Source organism: Halorubrum sodomense (assembly GCF_900111935.1).
Lineage (GTDB): Archaea > Halobacteriota > Halobacteria > Halobacteriales > Haloferacaceae > Halorubrum > Halorubrum sodomense.
Genome location: NZ_FOYN01000002.1, coordinates 889,256 through 904,358 on the forward strand (window position 1 = coordinate 889,256; position 15,103 = coordinate 904,358).

Annotated in this window: 16 protein-coding genes and 1 tRNA gene; 10 read left to right on the forward strand and 7 right to left on the reverse strand. The window is 70.2% G+C overall.

The window, feature by feature from the left end; genetic code table 11:
- Positions 1–75 precede the first annotated feature (75 nt).
- Positions 76–1,551, reverse strand: a complete 1,476-nt coding sequence (proS, locus tag BM286_RS09245; RefSeq protein WP_092921256.1) for a proline--tRNA ligase — start codon at positions 1,549–1,551, stop codon at positions 76–78.
- Positions 1,552–2,075: 524 nt separating this feature from the next.
- Here proS and BM286_RS09250 point away from each other — a divergent pair.
- A complete protein-coding gene (locus BM286_RS09250; RefSeq protein WP_092921257.1) occupies positions 2,076–2,675 on the forward strand; it encodes an NUDIX hydrolase in 600 nt (199 codons plus the stop codon).
- Between the two features lie 54 nt (positions 2,676–2,729).
- The gene (locus tag BM286_RS09255) at positions 2,730–3,077 is read left to right on the forward strand and encodes a hypothetical protein (RefSeq protein WP_092921258.1); all 348 of its coding nucleotides are present in this window, start codon (positions 2,730–2,732) and stop codon (positions 3,075–3,077) included.
- 30 nt (positions 3,078–3,107) lie between these two features.
- Here BM286_RS09255 and BM286_RS09260 read toward each other — a convergent pair whose 3' ends face one another.
- Together BM286_RS09260 and BM286_RS09265 are read right to left on the reverse strand one after the other, a co-directional pair.
- Entirely contained in the window at positions 3,108–3,569 is a 462-nt protein-coding gene (locus BM286_RS09260) for a DUF371 domain-containing protein (protein ID WP_092921259.1), read from the reverse strand.
- A gap of 82 nt (positions 3,570–3,651) precedes the next feature.
- The gene (locus tag BM286_RS09265) at positions 3,652–4,482 is read right to left on the reverse strand and encodes an amidohydrolase family protein (RefSeq protein WP_092921260.1); all 831 of its coding nucleotides are present in this window, start codon (positions 4,480–4,482) and stop codon (positions 3,652–3,654) included.
- A 164-nt stretch (positions 4,483–4,646) separates the two neighbouring features.
- On the opposite strand from BM286_RS09265, the gene BM286_RS09270 reads away from it, so the two are divergent.
- Positions 4,647–5,114, forward strand: coding sequence for a GNAT family N-acetyltransferase (locus tag BM286_RS09270; protein WP_092921261.1), 468 nt, complete (start codon positions 4,647–4,649; stop codon positions 5,112–5,114).
- Between the two features lie 43 nt (positions 5,115–5,157).
- On the opposite strand, the gene BM286_RS09275 is transcribed toward BM286_RS09270, so the two are convergent.
- Positions 5,158–6,345 carry a redox-regulated ATPase YchF gene (locus tag BM286_RS09275; protein WP_092921262.1) on the reverse strand — a complete coding sequence of 396 codons (1,188 nt, stop codon included), beginning with the start codon at positions 6,343–6,345 and terminating at the stop codon, positions 5,158–5,160.
- Between the two features lie 449 nt (positions 6,346–6,794).
- Between BM286_RS09275 and msrA the strand changes: the two genes are divergently transcribed.
- Both msrA and BM286_RS09285 read left to right on the forward strand, forming a co-directional pair.
- The gene (msrA, locus tag BM286_RS09280) at positions 6,795–7,334 is read left to right on the forward strand and encodes a peptide-methionine (S)-S-oxide reductase MsrA (protein WP_092921264.1); all 540 of its coding nucleotides are present in this window, start codon (positions 6,795–6,797) and stop codon (positions 7,332–7,334) included.
- A gap of 430 nt (positions 7,335–7,764) precedes the next feature.
- Positions 7,765–8,445 carry a metallophosphoesterase family protein gene (locus tag BM286_RS09285; RefSeq protein WP_092921266.1) on the forward strand — a complete coding sequence of 227 codons (681 nt, stop codon included), beginning with the start codon at positions 7,765–7,767 and terminating at the stop codon, positions 8,443–8,445.
- Position 8,446: 1 nt separating this feature from the next.
- Here the strand turns inward: BM286_RS09285 and BM286_RS09290 are convergent, their stop codons facing one another.
- Positions 8,447–10,630 (reverse strand): prolyl oligopeptidase family serine peptidase, encoded by a 2,184-nt coding sequence (locus BM286_RS09290; RefSeq protein WP_092921268.1) that lies wholly within the window; start codon positions 10,628–10,630, stop codon positions 8,447–8,449.
- 116 nt (positions 10,631–10,746) lie between these two features.
- Positions 10,747–11,064 (reverse strand): hypothetical protein, encoded by a 318-nt coding sequence (locus BM286_RS09295; protein ID WP_092921270.1) that lies wholly within the window; start codon positions 11,062–11,064, stop codon positions 10,747–10,749.
- A gap of 168 nt (positions 11,065–11,232) precedes the next feature.
- On the opposite strand from BM286_RS09295, the gene BM286_RS09300 reads away from it, so the two are divergent.
- The 3 genes from BM286_RS09300 to BM286_RS09310 all read left to right on the forward strand — a co-directional run bounded on the left by BM286_RS09300 (position 11,233) and on the right by BM286_RS09310 (position 13,854).
- On the forward strand, positions 11,233–12,312 hold the full coding sequence (locus BM286_RS09300) for an NAD(P)/FAD-dependent oxidoreductase (protein WP_092921272.1): 1,080 nt from the start codon (positions 11,233–11,235) through the stop codon (positions 12,310–12,312).
- A 205-nt stretch (positions 12,313–12,517) separates the two neighbouring features.
- Entirely contained in the window at positions 12,518–12,775 is a 258-nt protein-coding gene (locus BM286_RS09305) for a hypothetical protein (protein WP_092921274.1), read from the forward strand.
- A 188-nt stretch (positions 12,776–12,963) separates the two neighbouring features.
- Positions 12,964–13,854, forward strand: a complete 891-nt coding sequence (locus tag BM286_RS09310; protein ID WP_092921276.1) for a winged helix-turn-helix domain-containing protein — start codon at positions 12,964–12,966, stop codon at positions 13,852–13,854.
- Between the two features lie 106 nt (positions 13,855–13,960).
- Here the strand turns inward: BM286_RS09310 and BM286_RS09315 are convergent.
- Positions 13,961–14,031 (reverse strand) — tRNA-Gly (locus BM286_RS09315).
- Between the two features lie 227 nt (positions 14,032–14,258).
- Between BM286_RS09315 and BM286_RS09320 the strand changes: the two genes are divergently transcribed.
- Together BM286_RS09320 and BM286_RS09325 are read left to right on the forward strand one after the other, a co-directional pair.
- Complete coding sequence (locus BM286_RS09320; protein WP_092921278.1) at positions 14,259–14,783, forward strand: DoxX family protein; 525 nt, start codon at positions 14,259–14,261, stop codon at positions 14,781–14,783.
- A gap of 13 nt (positions 14,784–14,796) precedes the next feature.
- Positions 14,797–15,081 (forward strand): hypothetical protein, encoded by a 285-nt coding sequence (locus BM286_RS09325; RefSeq protein ID WP_092921281.1) that lies wholly within the window; start codon positions 14,797–14,799, stop codon positions 15,079–15,081.
- Positions 15,082–15,103: the final 22 nt, after the last annotated feature.

The window sequence follows — 15,103 nt, forward strand, 5'->3', positions numbered from 1 at the left end:
ATTAATCGGGGGACGTGACGGGGACGGGGTGATATTCGGAAACGTGCGTCGCCGCGGGATCCCCCTCGTCCCGCGTCAGTACGTCTTCGCGAAGTACGCGGTCCGCTCGGCGTCGTCGTCGCACATCGCGCACGTCTCGTCGCCGTCACCGTCGACGAGCGGGTCGTCGTCCTCGAAGGGGACCATCACGATCTCGGCGGCCAGCGGCTCCTTGATCGGTTCCTCACAGGCCTCGTCGCCGCACCACGGCGCCTTCACGTAGCCGCCGTGCTGGCCGAGCGTCCCGAGGATCTCGGCGCGGTCGTCGGCCTCGCGCACGCCGTCGTCGAGGGTCTCCTCGGCGGTCGCGTACAGCTTGGCGTAGATCTCGTCGAACCCGTCGCGGACGGCGTCTGCGACGCCGTCGCGGTCGACCTCGATCGTCTCGCCGTCGGGGCGGTGAACGAGGGTGAGCTCGCCGTCGTCGACCTCGTGGGGCCCGATTTCGATCCGGAGCGGGACGCCGTTCAGCTCGTGTTCGTTGAACTTGAACCCGGGGTTGCGCTCGTCGCGGTCGTCGAGCTCGACGCGGATTCCGGCCTCGTCAAGGTCCTCGGCCACGCCCTCGGCGTACTCCAGCACGTCGTCTTTCGTGTCCTCCTGCCAGATGGGGACGACGACGACCTGCGTGGGCGCGACCGTGTGCGGGAGGACGAGCCCCTGCTCGTCGGAGTGGGTCATGATCAGCGCGCCGAGCGCCCGCCACGAGAGCCCCCACGAGGTGGTGTGTGCGGTCCGCTCCTCCTCGTCCTCGTCGGAGTAGGTGATGTCGAACGCCTCCGCGAACGACTGTCCGAGGTGGTGGGAGGTGCCCGCCTGGACCGACTTCCCGTCGGGCATCAGCGCCTCGACGGTCGTCGTGGTGTCCGCGCCGGGGAACTTGTCGTGGTCGGGCTTCTGTCCCTTGAGGACCGGGAGCGCCAGCAGGTCCTCGTAGACGGACTCGTACTGGTCGAGCCGCGTCAGCGTCTCGTCCCACGCGTCCTCGCTGGTCGCGTGCGCGGTGTGGCCCTCCTGCCAGAGGAACTCCTTCGTGCGGAAGAACGGCTTCGTCTCGGTCGCCTCCCACCGGACGACGGAACACCACTGGTTCACGCGCAGCGGGAGGTCCCGGTGGCTCCGCACCCACTGGCTGATGTACGGGGTGATGATCGACTCGGAGGTGGGCCGGACGGCGAGGCGCTCCTCGAGCTCCTTGTTCCCCGCCTCCTCGACCCACGCCACCTCGGGGTCGAACCCCTCCACGATGTCCTTCTCCCGTTCGAGGTACGACTCGGGAATGAACAGCGGGAAGTAGGCGTTCTGGACTCCGGTCTCCTTGAACTTCGCGTCGAGGAACCCCTGGAGCCGCTCCCAGACGGCGTACGCTCGCGGGCGGGTGACGATGAAGCCGCTCATGCCCTCCGGTCCGTAGTCGGCTAGCCCCGCCTTCCGTACGACCTCGGCGTACCACTCGCCGGTGTTGTGCGTCTTGGACTCGGTGATGCCGAGCTCTTGGTCGTCGTCGCTCATTACTCTCGAAAGCGGGTGTCGCGGGCTTAAAAGGTCCGAACCCGACCGCCGCGTCGGGGCGGCGGCCATGCGCGCCCCGCTCTCGCTCGCGGACGCATCGCGTCGGCGGTCCCGGTCGGACCGGTCGTCCTCCCGGCGCGCCGTCCGCTTCGGTTGGCTCCGATTACTCCTCATAAATATCGCCGGTAAGGCCCGCTTTCGGCGTAAAACGAGCGAAATCCGGTGTGAACGGTCGTCGGGGTACTTGTCCGTCCCACCTGTGGGTCGACGCATGAGGTTCCCGACGAAACGGACCGTCCTACTCATCGCAGCGGCCCTCGTGCTGTCGGCGTTCGCGGCGACGATCGTCCAGCAGGCGCTCGCGGTGTGACCGGGGCAATCGGGGAACGACGGGTCGCCGGAGCCCCTCCCCGGACGCCCGTCGGACCGTCGCGTCCGGAATCCGCCCGAACGCGTGACACGTTCACATCCACCGATACCGTCGCCGGGGAAACGTTAACCGCCTCGCGTCGCCTACCTCGCCCATGGACCTGTCGGGGCTGCGCCGACACACGCCGCGGTCGCTCGCCGGGCGGCGAGAGGCGGCGGTGCTGGCGCCCGTCATCGAGCGCGGCGGCGACGCCCACCTGCTGTTCACCAAGCGCGCCGCGCACCTCGGCGAACACCCCGGCCAGATGAGCTTCCCCGGCGGCGGCCGAGAGCCGATCGATCGGACGCTGACGGACACCGCGCTCCGCGAAGCCGACGAGGAGGTCGGAATGCGGGCGAACGAGGTGGACGTGATCGGCCGTCTCGACGACACGCGCACGTCGAGCAAGTACTCGGTCCGGCCGTTCGTCGGCGTCGCGTCCGACCGCGAGTACGTCCCCGACGAGTCGGAGGTCGCGGAGGTGGCGGTGCTTCCCGTCGACGCCCTCACCGACCCCGACAACTACGAGTCGGAGCGGCGGGTCGGCCACCCTGAGTACGGCGATCACCGCGTCCACTACTTCCACGTCGACGGCTACACCGTCTGGGGCGTGACGGGGCGGATGGTCGTCCAACTGCTGGAGCGAACCACCGACTGGCGTGTCCCCGAGGAGCCGGATCGCGTCGTCGGGGCAGACGCGGAACTGCCGATTTGAGGGTCGTTAGCTCCGGATGGGTACTTTTACCACACGGGAGCAAAATCCATCGGCATGGTCGACCTCGTCGAAAGCCTCCGCGCCGTCGACGGCGCGGAGGCCCGGGTGATAGCCCACCTCGGGTCCCTCGATTTCACCGTCGAGTACGTCCGGGACGACCTCGAGTCGCGGTACTCCGACCGGGACCTGGAGTCCGCGTACCGGCTGATCATGGCGAACCAGGTCACCGGCGACGAGTTCAAGCAGCTCATAGACGAGTCGTTCGAGGCCCAGACGCTCTTCTTCGAGAACGTCGTCGTGTTCGTGTTGCCCTCGGCCCGCTACGAGGCTATCTTCGCCTCGTTCGACCGGACCGAGCCGTTTCCCGTCCTCGACCTCATCGACGCCGCCGACCGGTCCTGACCGCGCGGCCCGCGGCTCCCGGACGGCCGTTCACTCGGCGGGCTCGACCGCCAGTCGGAGCGTCAGCTCGGCCTCGTCGGCCAGCGCGGCCACGAGGTCGCGGTCGAGATCGGCCGCGGCCGCGTCGCCGTCGACGAGGACCGTCCGCTCGTCGTCGGTGTACTCGCTCGTGCGCCCCACCATCGAGCGGTCGTCGAGCAGGGCGAGGTCGGGGTGGCCGCGCCCGGTGACCGTTTCCGCGTACGTCTCGTCGCCCGCGTCGACGACGAGCGTCGCCTCGATCGTCGCGTCCGCGTCCCGGCACGCCTCCCGGAACGCGGCGGAGAAGTCCCGCGGGGTTCGGTCGGCCTCCACGCCGACGATACAGTCGCCGGCGGGCGTGAGCCAGTCGTCGGTCGTGAGTTCGAACGTGCTCGCGTGCTCGGCGGTCACGTTCTCGTGGCCGACCGCGCGGATCACCTCCACGAGGGGGTCGTCGGCGTCGTCGCTCATTACCGTGAAATCCGGCGCGCGCGACAAGTGGCCGTCGCTTCGGCGGCGCGGACCGGTGCCGGAGCCGTCGGCTCCCACCGCCTCAGACGTCGGCGCCCTCGGCGAGCGCGGGGACGAGGCGGGCGGGGTTCTTCGCCAGCACCCGGGCCATCAGGTCCTCGGAGACGTCGAGGGTGAGCACCTCCATCACGCCGACGTTGGGGTGGACGTCGGGCGCGCCGGAGCCGAAGAGGACGCGGTCGGGGTGTTCCAACACGCCGCGTTCCAGCACCTCGCGGTACCGGACCGCGCTCGTGTCGACGTACAGTCGGTCGTGTTCGTCCAGTAGGTCCAGCGTCCGATTCATCAGCTCGGCGTCCAGCGGGTACCCGCCGAAGCTCCCGAGGACGACCGGGAGGTCGTAGCCGAGCAGCTCCGTCTCGACCGCCTCGGGCGGGAACTCCCGCCCCGCGTGGACGAAGAGGGGGAGGTCGGCGTCCTCCAGCCGCCGGAGCACGTCCTCGTCCGGGAGCCCGTCGACGTGGGGCGCCAGCGTGAAGCCGTGGAAGCGGTCGTCGTAGGAGTACTGCTCGACGTCGTCCGGTCGGGTGTGGTGGTCGTCGCGCTCGGCGCGGAGGTTCCGGACGGCCGACACCGGGCCGGTACCCGGGTCGCGGGGACCGTTGAGGCGGGCGAACGCGACGAACGGGCGGTCGATCGCCAGCCGGGCGACGGCGTTGTTCGCGCGGAGGTAGCTCCGTCCGGCGGCGCGCTGGCCGGGGCTCGCCACGGCGCGGACGATCCCCGCCTGGAGCATCTCGCGTTCCAGTCGCTCCGGGGAGATGTCCCGCCCGTGGGTGGCGACCGACGACTCGTCGGGGTCGAGAGTCGCGCGGGTGTCGACGATCCGGAAGTCGTGTTCAAGCCCGAGCATGGCGGCTCTCTACCGTCCCGTCTCGGGCGACCCGCATGTGCCTGTCGGTCGCACGGCGGGTCGCCCCGCCCTCCCGGCTGCGAGCGCGACTCGACACCCCTCTCGGATGTGACGACGGCCCACGGCGCACGAAAACTGAAGGTCGTCTGCCGTCGTGGGGCGATATGGAACTCGTCGAAGCGACCGAGAACGACCTCGGCGCCCTCGTCGACCGATGGTTCGGCCTCGCGACGGCGATGGAGCCGTACTCGGAGCTGAACGAGATCGTCTACGAGGACGCGACGGACGTTCCGGACGACGGCTTTCGCGCGCACCTCGAAGACCCGTCGATAACCGACTACCTCGTCGTCGTCGACGGCGAGACCGTCGGGTTCGTCACCCTCGAAACCGGCAGTCGTCCCTCCCGAAAGCGGTCCAGATACCTCAGCATCGTGAACGTCGAAATCGACGCGGAACACCGAAACCGTGGGTACGGCACGGCGGTCGTGGAACGGGTGGAGGCGATGGCTCGCGACGAGGACCGCGACTACCTCACGGTCTCGTGCGAGTGGCACAACGACGGCGCGCGACGGTTCTACCGCGACGCGGGGTTCGAGCCCAAACAGGTGACGTACGCGCGGCCCCTGGAGTGAGTCGAGGGAGCGCGTCGACGACGGTCGCCGCTCCGGTCTCCGATCACGGCCCCGCGGTCGAGACGATCTTGATCACGTCGCCCTCGGTCAGCTCGTGGTCCTCGCCGATCCGGCGCGAGGCGCGCGCGTCGACCGCGTGGAGGTACCCCTCGCCGATGTCGGAGTGGACCGCGTACGCGAGGTCGGGCGGGGTCGACCCCGCGGGCAGGAGGAAGGCGTCCGGGAGCACGTTTCCCGTCCCGTCCGTCCACTTGCCGGCGTCCTGGACCGGGTAGGCCGTGATCCGGTCGAGCAGGTCGTAGACGGCCGCGTTCAGCGCCGTCTGAACCCCCGTCCCGCCGTGTTCGTCCATCGACCCGCGGAGCGCGTCGAGGCCGGCGCGCTGGTCGTCGGAGACGTCTCCGACGATCTCGAACGACTCGTCGCCCGGGTCGTAGTCGACCACGCCCGCCTCCGCGGCCCGCCGCAGGGCCAGTTCGCCGTCGGCGGTCGCGGGGATCACGGGCTTGTCGGTCCCCTCGCGGATCCGGTCGACCGCACCCGCCGGCGCCGCGTCGACCTTGTTCGCGACGACGACGATCGGCTTGGTGCGGCGGCGGACCGCCCGCGCGAGGGCCTCGCGGTCGTCGTCGGTCCAGGCCTTCGGGTCGTCGGGGTACTCCAGCCCGCGGAGGACGGCGGCCACGTCGCCCTCGGTCGCGCCGAACCCGGTGAGCATCTCCGAGAGCGCGGCCTCCAGGTCGAAGTCGGGCGCCCGGGACTTCCGCTCGACGCCCTCCCAGTTACCGTCGACGATGCCCGCGAGCCACAGGTCCATCTCCTCCTCGATGAAGTCCACGTCGTCGAGCGGATCGTGGCTCCCCACCTCGACGGGGTCGCCCTCGGCGTTCGTGGCGCCCGAGGCGTCGACGACGTTCAACACCGCGTCCGCGTTCGTCAGCTCGTCGAGGAACTGGTTGCCGAGCCCCTTTCCCTCGTGCGCGCCCGGCACGAGCCCGGCGACGTCGAGCAGTTCGATCGGGACGTAGCGCGTCCCGTCGCGGCAGTTCTCGTTGCCACAGCGTTCGTCGCGGTCGAGACACGGACACTCGGTGCGGACGTGGGTCACCCCGCGGTTGGCGTCGATGGTCGTGAACGGGTAGTTCGCGACGTCGACGTCGGCCATCGTAGCGGCGGTATAAAATGTGGACTTGCCGGCGTTCGGCTTGCCCGCGAGCGCGACCGTGAGCATACCCGACGGTCGCGGCCCCGCGAAAAGCGCCTTTCGGTCGAACGGAGCGACGTGAGCGAGACTCGAGGACAAGACGACAACCGATCGAGACCCCGTGGCGGCGCGTGCGGGTGAGCGCCCGACCGGCGCGTGCCGGTGAGTGCCCGACCGGCGCGTGCCGGCGAGAGCTCGAAGACTCTCGCTGGAGTCGCGAGCGGTGCGAGGTGCGAGCGAAGCGAGCACCCCGATCGCGAGCGGTGAAACCGCGGGCAGCGAGCGACGGGGCCTCGGAGGTGTGAGGTCGCGGTGCCGTGCCGGGCGGGACTCGAAGGGGCAGTGGCGAGGACTCGCCACAGGGGATCCGGTGGTGTTCGCCACAGGGCGCTTAATGGCGATAGACGCCCGGCGGCATCTTCGCTCTCGGTTCCGGCCGCGCGTGATTAATACGTCTGCGCCGCCAACGAGTGAGCATGACGGACACCGAGACCGCGACGGTCGGCGGCGGCTGCTTCTGGTGCGTCGAGGCGGCGTTCAAGGAACTCGACGGCGTCGAGCGCGTCACCTCCGGCTACGCCGGCGGCCACGCCGACGACCCGGGCTACCGCGAGGTGTGTACCGGCAACACCGGCCACGCGGAGGTGGTTCAGGTCGAGTACGACGCCGACGCCCTGTCGTACGAGGAGATCCTCGAGGTGTTCTTCACCGTCCACGACCCGACGCAGTTGAACCGCCAGGGGCCGGACGTTGGCAGCCAGTACCGGTCGATCGTGCTCTACCACGACGACGAGCAGCGTCGGCTCGCCGAGGAGTACGTCGCGGCGCTCGACGAGGAGGGCGGCTACGACGACGAGGTCGTCACCGAGGTCGAGCCGCTGGAGACGTTCTACCGGGCCGAGGAGAAACATCAGGACTACTTCGAGAAGAACCCGGCCGACGCCTACTGTACGATGCACGCGCAGCCGAAGGTGGAGAAGGTCCGCGAGCGCTTCCGCGAGAAGGTGAAGGCGTAAGGATCGATACGGACCACCGCCGAAGCCTCATTCGTTTGTTTATAACAGTTGAACGCAGATCGACGGGGAACACCGCTAAAGCCCCAGTCGTGCGGGCGTCGCACGCTCGCTGCGCGCTTCGGTCGTTCGCTTCGCTCACTCCCTCCAGTGCTTACGTCGCCTGCGACGCCCGCACGACTGCCCCTTCGATTCCCACCCGCACAGCACGGCAACGCACCTCTCACCTCCCCAGCCTCGTCGGCCTCCCTCCGCTTCGGTCGGCCGACTCCCTCGCGCGCGCTCCTCGCGGCCGCCTTTGGCGGCCACTCGGAGGCACACGCCACCGCGAATGCCTATTTAAACCCCTCTCGGAACCCCACGACCCCGCCACCCGTCCCACAACACCCTCCCGCCGCAACCTATTCCCTGCCGCCGATCGAATCCCCTCGCGATGAAGATCGGCCTCATCTCGGACGTTCACGCGAACCTCCCCGCGCTGGAGACGGTGCTCGACGACATGCCCGCGGTCGACCGGATCTACTGCGCTGGCGACGTGGTCGGTTACAACCCGTGGCCGGCCGAGTGCGTCGAACGCGTGCGCGAGGTCGCGACCGCGACGGTCCGGGGGAACCACGACCGCACCGTCGAGACCCCGGAGCGCTACGGCGCCAACCGGATGGCCGAGGCGGGCCTCGAACACGCGAAGGCGTCCCTCTCGGACGACCAGCGCGAGTGGATCGGCGACCTCCCGCGAGCGGAGACGTTCGCGGGCGACCGGTACCTGCTCGTCCACTCGCACCCCGCCGCCGAGCGCGAGGACGCCTACGTCTACCCGGAGGAGTTCCCGACCCTCGACCGCCACATGGGCGAATACGCCGGCATCGTCCTCGGCCACACCCACGTTCAGGGGTGCCGCGAGGTGGCCGGCGGCTTCGTGTGTAACCCCGGCAGCGTCGGCCAGCCGCGCGACGGCGACCCCCGGGCCGGGTACGCGGTCCTCGACACGACGGCCGAGGGAGTCGACGCGGTCGAGACGCACCGCGTGGAGTACGACGTCGACCGCGTCGCCGAGGCGGTCCGCGAGGCCGATCTCCCGGAAACGACCGCGGAGCGGCTCTACGAGGGGAAGTGAGTCACTCGGCGTTCGCGGCGTCGCGGTCGTCGGCCCCGGGCTCGATCCCTAACTGCTCGTAGCAGAACGCCCACGAGTCCGTCTGCTCGTCGACGACCATCGAGGCGGGCTTGCCGACGCCGTGGCCGGTGGCCGACTTCGTCCGCAACAGGAACGGGCCGCCCGCGGCCTCGTTCTGGAGCCGCGCGGTCATCTTCCGGGCGTGCGAGGGGTGGACGCGCGTGTCGCTCGCGGCCGTGGTGAAGTAGACGGGCGGATGGGTCGCGTCGGGGTCGACGTTGTGGTACGGGGAGTACGCCCGGAGGTACTCGAACGCCGCCGGGTCCTCCGGGTGGCCGTACTCCGTCGTCCACGACTCGCCGAGCAGGAAGCGGTGGAACCGGAGCATGTCCAGCAGCGGGACCGCGCACTGCGCGGCCGCCCACAGGTCCGGGCGCTGGGTGACGACCGCGCCGACCGAGAGCCCGCCGTTCGACCCGCCGGCGACCGCCAGGTGGTCCGTGTCGGTCAGTTCGGACTCGCAGAGACCCTCCCCGGCCGCGACGAAGTCGTCGAAGGTGTGCTGTTTTTCGGCCAGCATGCCGGCCTCGTGCCACGGCTCGCCGTACTCGTACCCGCCGCGGGCGCACACCGCCGCGAACGCGCCGCCGTCCGCGAGGAACGGCAGCCGGAACCGGCCGAACGAGGGCGTGACGCTGTTCCGGAACCCGCCGTAGCCGTACAGGAGCGTCGGGCGCGGGCCGTCGACGGCGACGTCCTCGCGGTAACAGACGAAGACCGGGACCTCGGCGCCGTCCGTCGAGTCCACGAACCGCTGTTCGACGACGAGGTCGTCGGGGACGGAGAGGTCGACCGAATCGATCGCGGTCGGCCCGGCTTCGGTGTCTTCACCGCCGTCGTCGAGGTCGAGCCCGCGGACCGCCGGGGGCCGGTCGAAGCCGGTGAGCCCGAAGAACGCCTCCGGCGCGTCGCGTGCCCCGGAGACCCACGTGACGGAGCAGTACGACGGCAGCGACACGTCGCGACGGTGCGTCCCGTCGCGGTCGTGGACGGAGAGCCGCGAGTGCGCGTCGCGCTGCCGGTGGACGAGGAGGCGCTCGGGGGTCGGCACGACCGACTGGATGATCCCCTCGCCGCCGGGGAGGACCTCCCGGCACTCCTCGAACGAGAGGCCGCCCTCGCGGAAGCGGTCGACGGAGCAGGCGAGCAGCCGGCGCCGCGGCGCGCCGTGGTCGGTCGAGACGAACGCCGTTCCCCCGTGGAACTGGACCGACGTCTCGGCGTCGGTGTCGGTCAGGACCGGTCTGAGCTCCCCGTCGACGTGGACGTACCACTCGGTGCCGCCGACCATCTCGGAGAAGGCGACCGCGAGCAGCCCCGAGTCGGGGTCGACCGTGACCCGCGGCCAGACGTGCTGATCGTCGTGTTCGAGCAGGACCGTCTCCGCCTCGGGACCGTCCGCGAGCCGGAAACGCCGGATCTCCTTGTCCATCTGCGCGCCGTCGGCCGCGCCGCCGGTGGCGACGTAGACGAACCCCTCGCCGTCGGCCGCCCACGCGAGGCTCCCCGCGTTGACGCGGCCGCGCTCGGGGAGGACGGCGACCTCCTCGACGCCCGGGCCGTAGCCGTCGTCCCCCGCGGCCTCGGGGTCGTCGGCGTCGGCGGTCGACCCCGCTTCGCTCGGGTCGGGCACCGAGAGGACGCGCACGTCGTAGTTCTCGTCGCCGCCCTCGGTGACGCCGACGGCGACGCGCTCGCCGTCGTGGGACGGGACGTACCACGCCATCGACCTGGGCGGGCCGTCGCCGTCGCGGTTCGCCGGCCACGCGTTCGGGTCGACGAGGACGCGGTTCTCGCCGTCGGGCGCGTCGCGGACCACGAGGCGGGCGTGGTCGTCCCCCGGTTCGCGGACCGTCGCGAAGTACCGCCCCTCGCGAACGGTTATCGGGCCGTAGTCGGCCACCTCGACGAGGTCCTCGAAGCGCGGGCGAAGCCGGTCCCGGAGCCCGTCGTCAAGGACGGCGTCGACGTGGGCGTTCTGCGCGTCGACCCAGTCGTCGACCGCCGCGCCGTCGCCTTCGAGCCACCGGTACGGGTCGTCGACGTCGACCCCGTGAAGCGTCTCCGTGACGACCTCTCGCTTCGTCTCCGGCGGAGAGCGGGCCGGAACGGATTCGCGTGACATACGGACCGGTGTCGCCGGCGACGCAAAACCGCTGGGGTCGCGGCGGCCGAGACCGCTGATCCGCCGGTCTCGCGGGCGACGAGGCGGCGGTTACGGTCGAGGGCCGACCGGGAGCCTCACGCCCACAGGCCCGCGACGAACAGCAGGTTCCGCGCGGCGACCGCGAGCGAGAGGGCGCCGACGCCCGCGCACATCAAGGTCGCGACGAACCGCCGCGTGCCGCCGGCGACCGCGACCGGAACGCCGATGACGGCCATCCCGACGACCTTCGTGAGGAGCATCCCGCCGAAGAGCCCGAACCGGGCGATGAACAGGCGACCGACCGGCGAGCCCTCGACGTACTCGCTGCCGGAGAGCGCGACGTACGTCGTTCCGACGTCCGCGGCGGCCCCGGCGATCAGGAGACCGACGGCGAGGGCGAGACGAGAGGGCACTGGCCGACCGAACGCGGTGCGAAGGCATAAACTTCGGGGCACGCGGTCGGGTCGTGACCACGCCGACGCCGAGAGCCCGTGACGCGCTGCGACCCGAACGACCGTGGCTGGTCGCGGTCCGCGCACAGCACGGGGCGATTTAAACCGCCGCATCACGTACGATCGGTAATGAGTTCGTCCGACGACGAGTACGAGATTGCGGTGGTCGGCGGCGGGCCGGCCGGGCTGACGACCGCGCTGTACGGGGCCCGACTGGGCCACGAGACGGTGCTGATCGACCGCGGCGGCGGCCGCGCGGCGATGATGGCCGACACCCACAACGTGATCGGCGTCACGGAGGACGTGTCCGGCAACGAGCTGCTCGCGACCGGCCGCGAGCAGGTGGAGTCGTACGGCGGCACCTTCGTTCAGGACTTCGTCACGGACGCCGTCGAGACCGACGACGGCCGCTTCCGGCTGACGACGAGCGACGACGAGATCCTCGCGGACCGCGTCGTGCTCGCCACCGGGTTCTCCGACGAGCGCCCCGACCCGCCGCTGCCGCGGAACGCGAAGGGGCTCCACTGGTGTCTCCACTGCGACGCCTACATGTTCGTCGACGAGCCGGTGTACGTGATGGGGCACGGCGAGGCCGCCGCCCACGTCGCGATGATCATGCTGAACATGACCGACGACGTGGACCTCCTGACCCGCGGCGCGGAGCCGACGTGGAGCGACGAGACGGCCGCCCAACTGGAGGCGCACCCCGTCGAGATCGTTCACGAGGACGTCACCGGCATCGAGAACGACCCGGACTCCGGCTGGCTGGAGGCGATGGAGTTCGAGGACGGCACCCGGCGCGAGTATCGCGGCGGGTTCCCGATGTACGGCTCCGACTACAACACCTCGCTCGCGGAGGGGCTCGGCTGCGACCTCACCGACGGCGGGGAAGTCGACGTCGACGACCACGGGCGCACCAGCGAGGACGGCGTGTTCGCGGTCGGCGACGTGACGCCGGGCCACAACCAGGTGCCCGTCGCGATGGGGCAAGGCGCGAAGGCCGGCATCGCGCTCCACAAGAGCCTCCGCGACTTCCCGCGCTCGACCGAGGAGATCGCGCGCGACGGTCCCGTCGACGCCGACGAGGTGCCCGCGATCCCGCCGGACCTCATGGCGACTGCCGTCGCCCACGAGGGGCACGCCGGCGGCCCGCGGACGGAGGTGGCCGAGACGGACGACGCCGAGGCGCCGGCTGCCGACGACGACTGATTCGCGCTTCCGGCGGCCCCCGGGTCGACACGCTGACCGGGCCGGGCGTCCGACGTGAGACCGGCGCGCGGGGACGCCGAGAGGAACGCGGAGGCGACGCTCTTCCGAGCGGGCCGTAGTTACAGAAGAGAATTTCGGTAACGCGCGTTACAGAAATGTAATTCAGATTATATTTAACTTCCCGTAGTGCCTTTCATCGGTTGCGATGCAACACGGACCACTCGATCCGCCGATCGGCGACCATCAGGGGCCAAGCGGCCCGCGAACGCTATCCGGACTCGCCGCGTTCACCCTCCTCGCGGCGTTCGTCGTCGGGACCCTGCTCGTCCCGGCGGTCGGCATCGCAGCCGTCGTCGCGGCGGCGGCCGTCGGCGTCGGTCGCGAGGCGTACCGACGCCGCGAAGCCGGTCGGCAGCCCCCCGCTGACGCGTCGCCTTCCGAACCGCGGCCGCGCCCGGACTGAGCCGACGGATCGGCTCCGAGCGCACCGACGCCGCGGTTCGCCGCCACCGACTCGCAAATACCGACACCCTCCGACCGGCCCGCCTCGGCGGCCCGCGAGCGCCGTCGACACGCCCGGCGGTTCGGCGGTCGCGCGTCGCGCCGAGGGCCGGCCGAAACACTAAGTCGGACCTCTCGGATGGTGTCGGTGTGACGAGCGACGGCTTCCTCACCGATTCCGGGGTCGAACTGGAGCGGGCGTTCGGGCTCGTCGCCAGCGACACCCGAATCGAGATCCTCCGAGCGCTGTGGGACGTTCGCGTCTCCGACGGGGAAGGCGCCTCGTTCTCGGAGCTCCGCGAGCGGGTGGGGGTCAGCGACGGCGGCCGGTTCAACTACCACCTCGGGAAGCTCGTCCCGGAGTTCGTCCGCAAGCGCGAGGAGCGCTACAGCCTGACCCACACCGGGGCGAAGCTGATCGGCGACGCCGTCTCGGGGGCCTACACGGAGACGGACGGACCGAGCGTCCGACAGGCGGCCGTCGGCGACTGCCACATCTCGGACTGCGACGGGAGCACGACCGTCGAGTACCGCGACGGCGAACTGCGGTTCGGCTGCGACACCTGCGACCGACGGCCGGACGCCGTCCCGGTGCCGCCGATCGTCGTCGAGTCGAACGACGCGGACGACGTCCCCGTGGTCGGGAGCCGCTTCTCGATGCTGACCGTCGAGCGGACCAACCGAGGGTTCTGTCACCTGTGCGACGGTCCGATCGAGCAGACGGTCGCCCGGTTCCACCCCGACTTCGAACCCGACCTCGACGGTTCGGTCGACGTCATCCACGAGTGCCGAGCCTGCGGGGAGTGGCGGCGGAGCGGCGCCAGGGGGACGCTCATCGGCCACCCCGCGACGGTGTCGCTGTTGTACGACGCCGGGATCGACTACCGGGCGGTCCCGCACTGGGAACAGACGTGGCTCAACGAGGCGACAGAGCGGGTGGTCGACGAGGATCCGGTCCGCGTCGCGGTGACGGCACCGATCGGCGGCACCGAACACCGGTTCACGCTCGACGGGTCGCTCGACGTGGTCGACTGGGAGTGAGCCTGTTGACGTTCGCTTCGCTCGTCTCTGATTCGAATCCCTCGGCGCATCCTCCCGCACCGACTCACTCGTCGCTGTCGCTCCTCGTTCGTTATGTGCGGGAGGATGCGCCGGCCGGGATTTGAACCCGGGCCATGAGCTTGGAAGGCTCAGGTCCTACCACTAGACCACCGGCGCTCGCGTCGGCCGATGACGCACCTACACGTAGGCGGAACGAGTCTCATAAGCGTTCCGTGTTCGGGTGGGTCGGCAGGTGGAACGCCGCCCGAGGGGCGCGGTTAGGTGTTAAAGACCCACGATACTGCGGACCTCTCCCAGCTCGTTAGAACCCTTTTCAGCCGCTTAGAAACCTGTTCGGGACATATGTGTGTACCCACCCAACGTACATCCGTGAGGTGAGACCGATGTCATACCAATCGAGCAATCCGCTGGTCGGCGAGACCGAGTTCGCGCTGGACGGACCGTGGGCGACCTACTGGATCGCGTTCATCCGCGTCGTCACCGGGTGGTGGTTCTTCCACTCCGGGATCACGAAGATCATCGAGAGCGGCTTCGCGTACACCTACGGCTCGGCGTACATGCAACAGATGACCGGGACCGCCCTCGGCGGCATCCCGGTCTGGATGGGGAACAACCTCGCGTGGCTCATCGAGCCCGGGGTACCCCTCTTCGAGACGCTCATCGGCCTCGCGCTGATGGCGGGAGCACTGACCCGGTTCGCCGCGTTCGGCGGAGTCATCTTCATGAGCCTCTTCTGGATCGGCAACGCCGGGTTCGGTCACGGCGTCGTCAACAGCGACCTGATGGGGCTGCTCCTGTTCATGACGGTGATCGTGCTCGCGGCCGGGCGGTACTACGGCCTCGACGCGCTCATCGAACGGACCGAACTCGTCAAACAGAACCCCAAACTGCGGTACCTACTCGGCTGAGAGGTGACCACTAATGACAGACATCATCGACACGGCGGCGCGGGCGTTGAGCGCGGGACTGATGCTGTTCGGCATCGTCGTCCTGGGACTCGTAGAGGTCCTGGCGGGACAGCCGTACAGCCCGGTTCCGATGACGAACGAGGCGGGCGAGGTGGTCGCGACGCCGCTGATCGCCCCCGAGATCCGGACGGGATTCGTGCTGGCGGGCCTCGCGGTGCTCGGCCTGTACGCGGCGTACCGTCTCGTGGCGCCGCTCCCGGAGGACCGGGACGTCAGCCACGAGACGATGGCCGACTGAACCGAGGCGGAGTCACCGACCG

Coding starts and splice junctions, on each gene's coding strand:
- BM286_RS09265 (WP_092921260.1), bottom strand. CDS start 4,482: ATGCTCGGGCTTGAACACGACTTCCGGATCGTCGACACCCGCGCGACT.
- proS (WP_092921256.1), bottom strand. CDS start 1,551: ATGAGCGACGACGACCAAGAGCTCGGCATCACCGAGTCCAAGACGCAC.
- BM286_RS09285 (WP_092921266.1), top strand. CDS start 7,765: ATGAAGATCGGCCTCATCTCGGACGTTCACGCGAACCTCCCCGCGCTG.
- BM286_RS09270 (WP_092921261.1), top strand. CDS start 4,647: ATGGAACTCGTCGAAGCGACCGAGAACGACCTCGGCGCCCTCGTCGAC.
- BM286_RS09250 (WP_092921257.1), top strand. CDS start 2,076: ATGGACCTGTCGGGGCTGCGCCGACACACGCCGCGGTCGCTCGCCGGG.
- BM286_RS09260 (WP_092921259.1), bottom strand. CDS start 3,569: ATGAGCGACGACGCCGACGACCCCCTCGTGGAGGTGATCCGCGCGGTC.
- BM286_RS09320 (WP_092921278.1), top strand. CDS start 14,259: ATGTCATACCAATCGAGCAATCCGCTGGTCGGCGAGACCGAGTTCGCG.
- BM286_RS09325 (WP_092921281.1), top strand. CDS start 14,797: ATGACAGACATCATCGACACGGCGGCGCGGGCGTTGAGCGCGGGACTG.
- BM286_RS09290 (WP_092921268.1), bottom strand. CDS start 10,630: ATGTCACGCGAATCCGTTCCGGCCCGCTCTCCGCCGGAGACGAAGCGA.
- BM286_RS09300 (WP_092921272.1), top strand. CDS start 11,233: ATGAGTTCGTCCGACGACGAGTACGAGATTGCGGTGGTCGGCGGCGGG.
- BM286_RS09305 (WP_092921274.1), top strand. CDS start 12,518: ATGCAACACGGACCACTCGATCCGCCGATCGGCGACCATCAGGGGCCA.
- BM286_RS09255 (WP_092921258.1), top strand. CDS start 2,730: ATGGTCGACCTCGTCGAAAGCCTCCGCGCCGTCGACGGCGCGGAGGCC.
- BM286_RS09275 (WP_092921262.1), bottom strand. CDS start 6,345: ATGCTCACGGTCGCGCTCGCGGGCAAGCCGAACGCCGGCAAGTCCACA.
- msrA (WP_092921264.1), top strand. CDS start 6,795: ATGACGGACACCGAGACCGCGACGGTCGGCGGCGGCTGCTTCTGGTGC.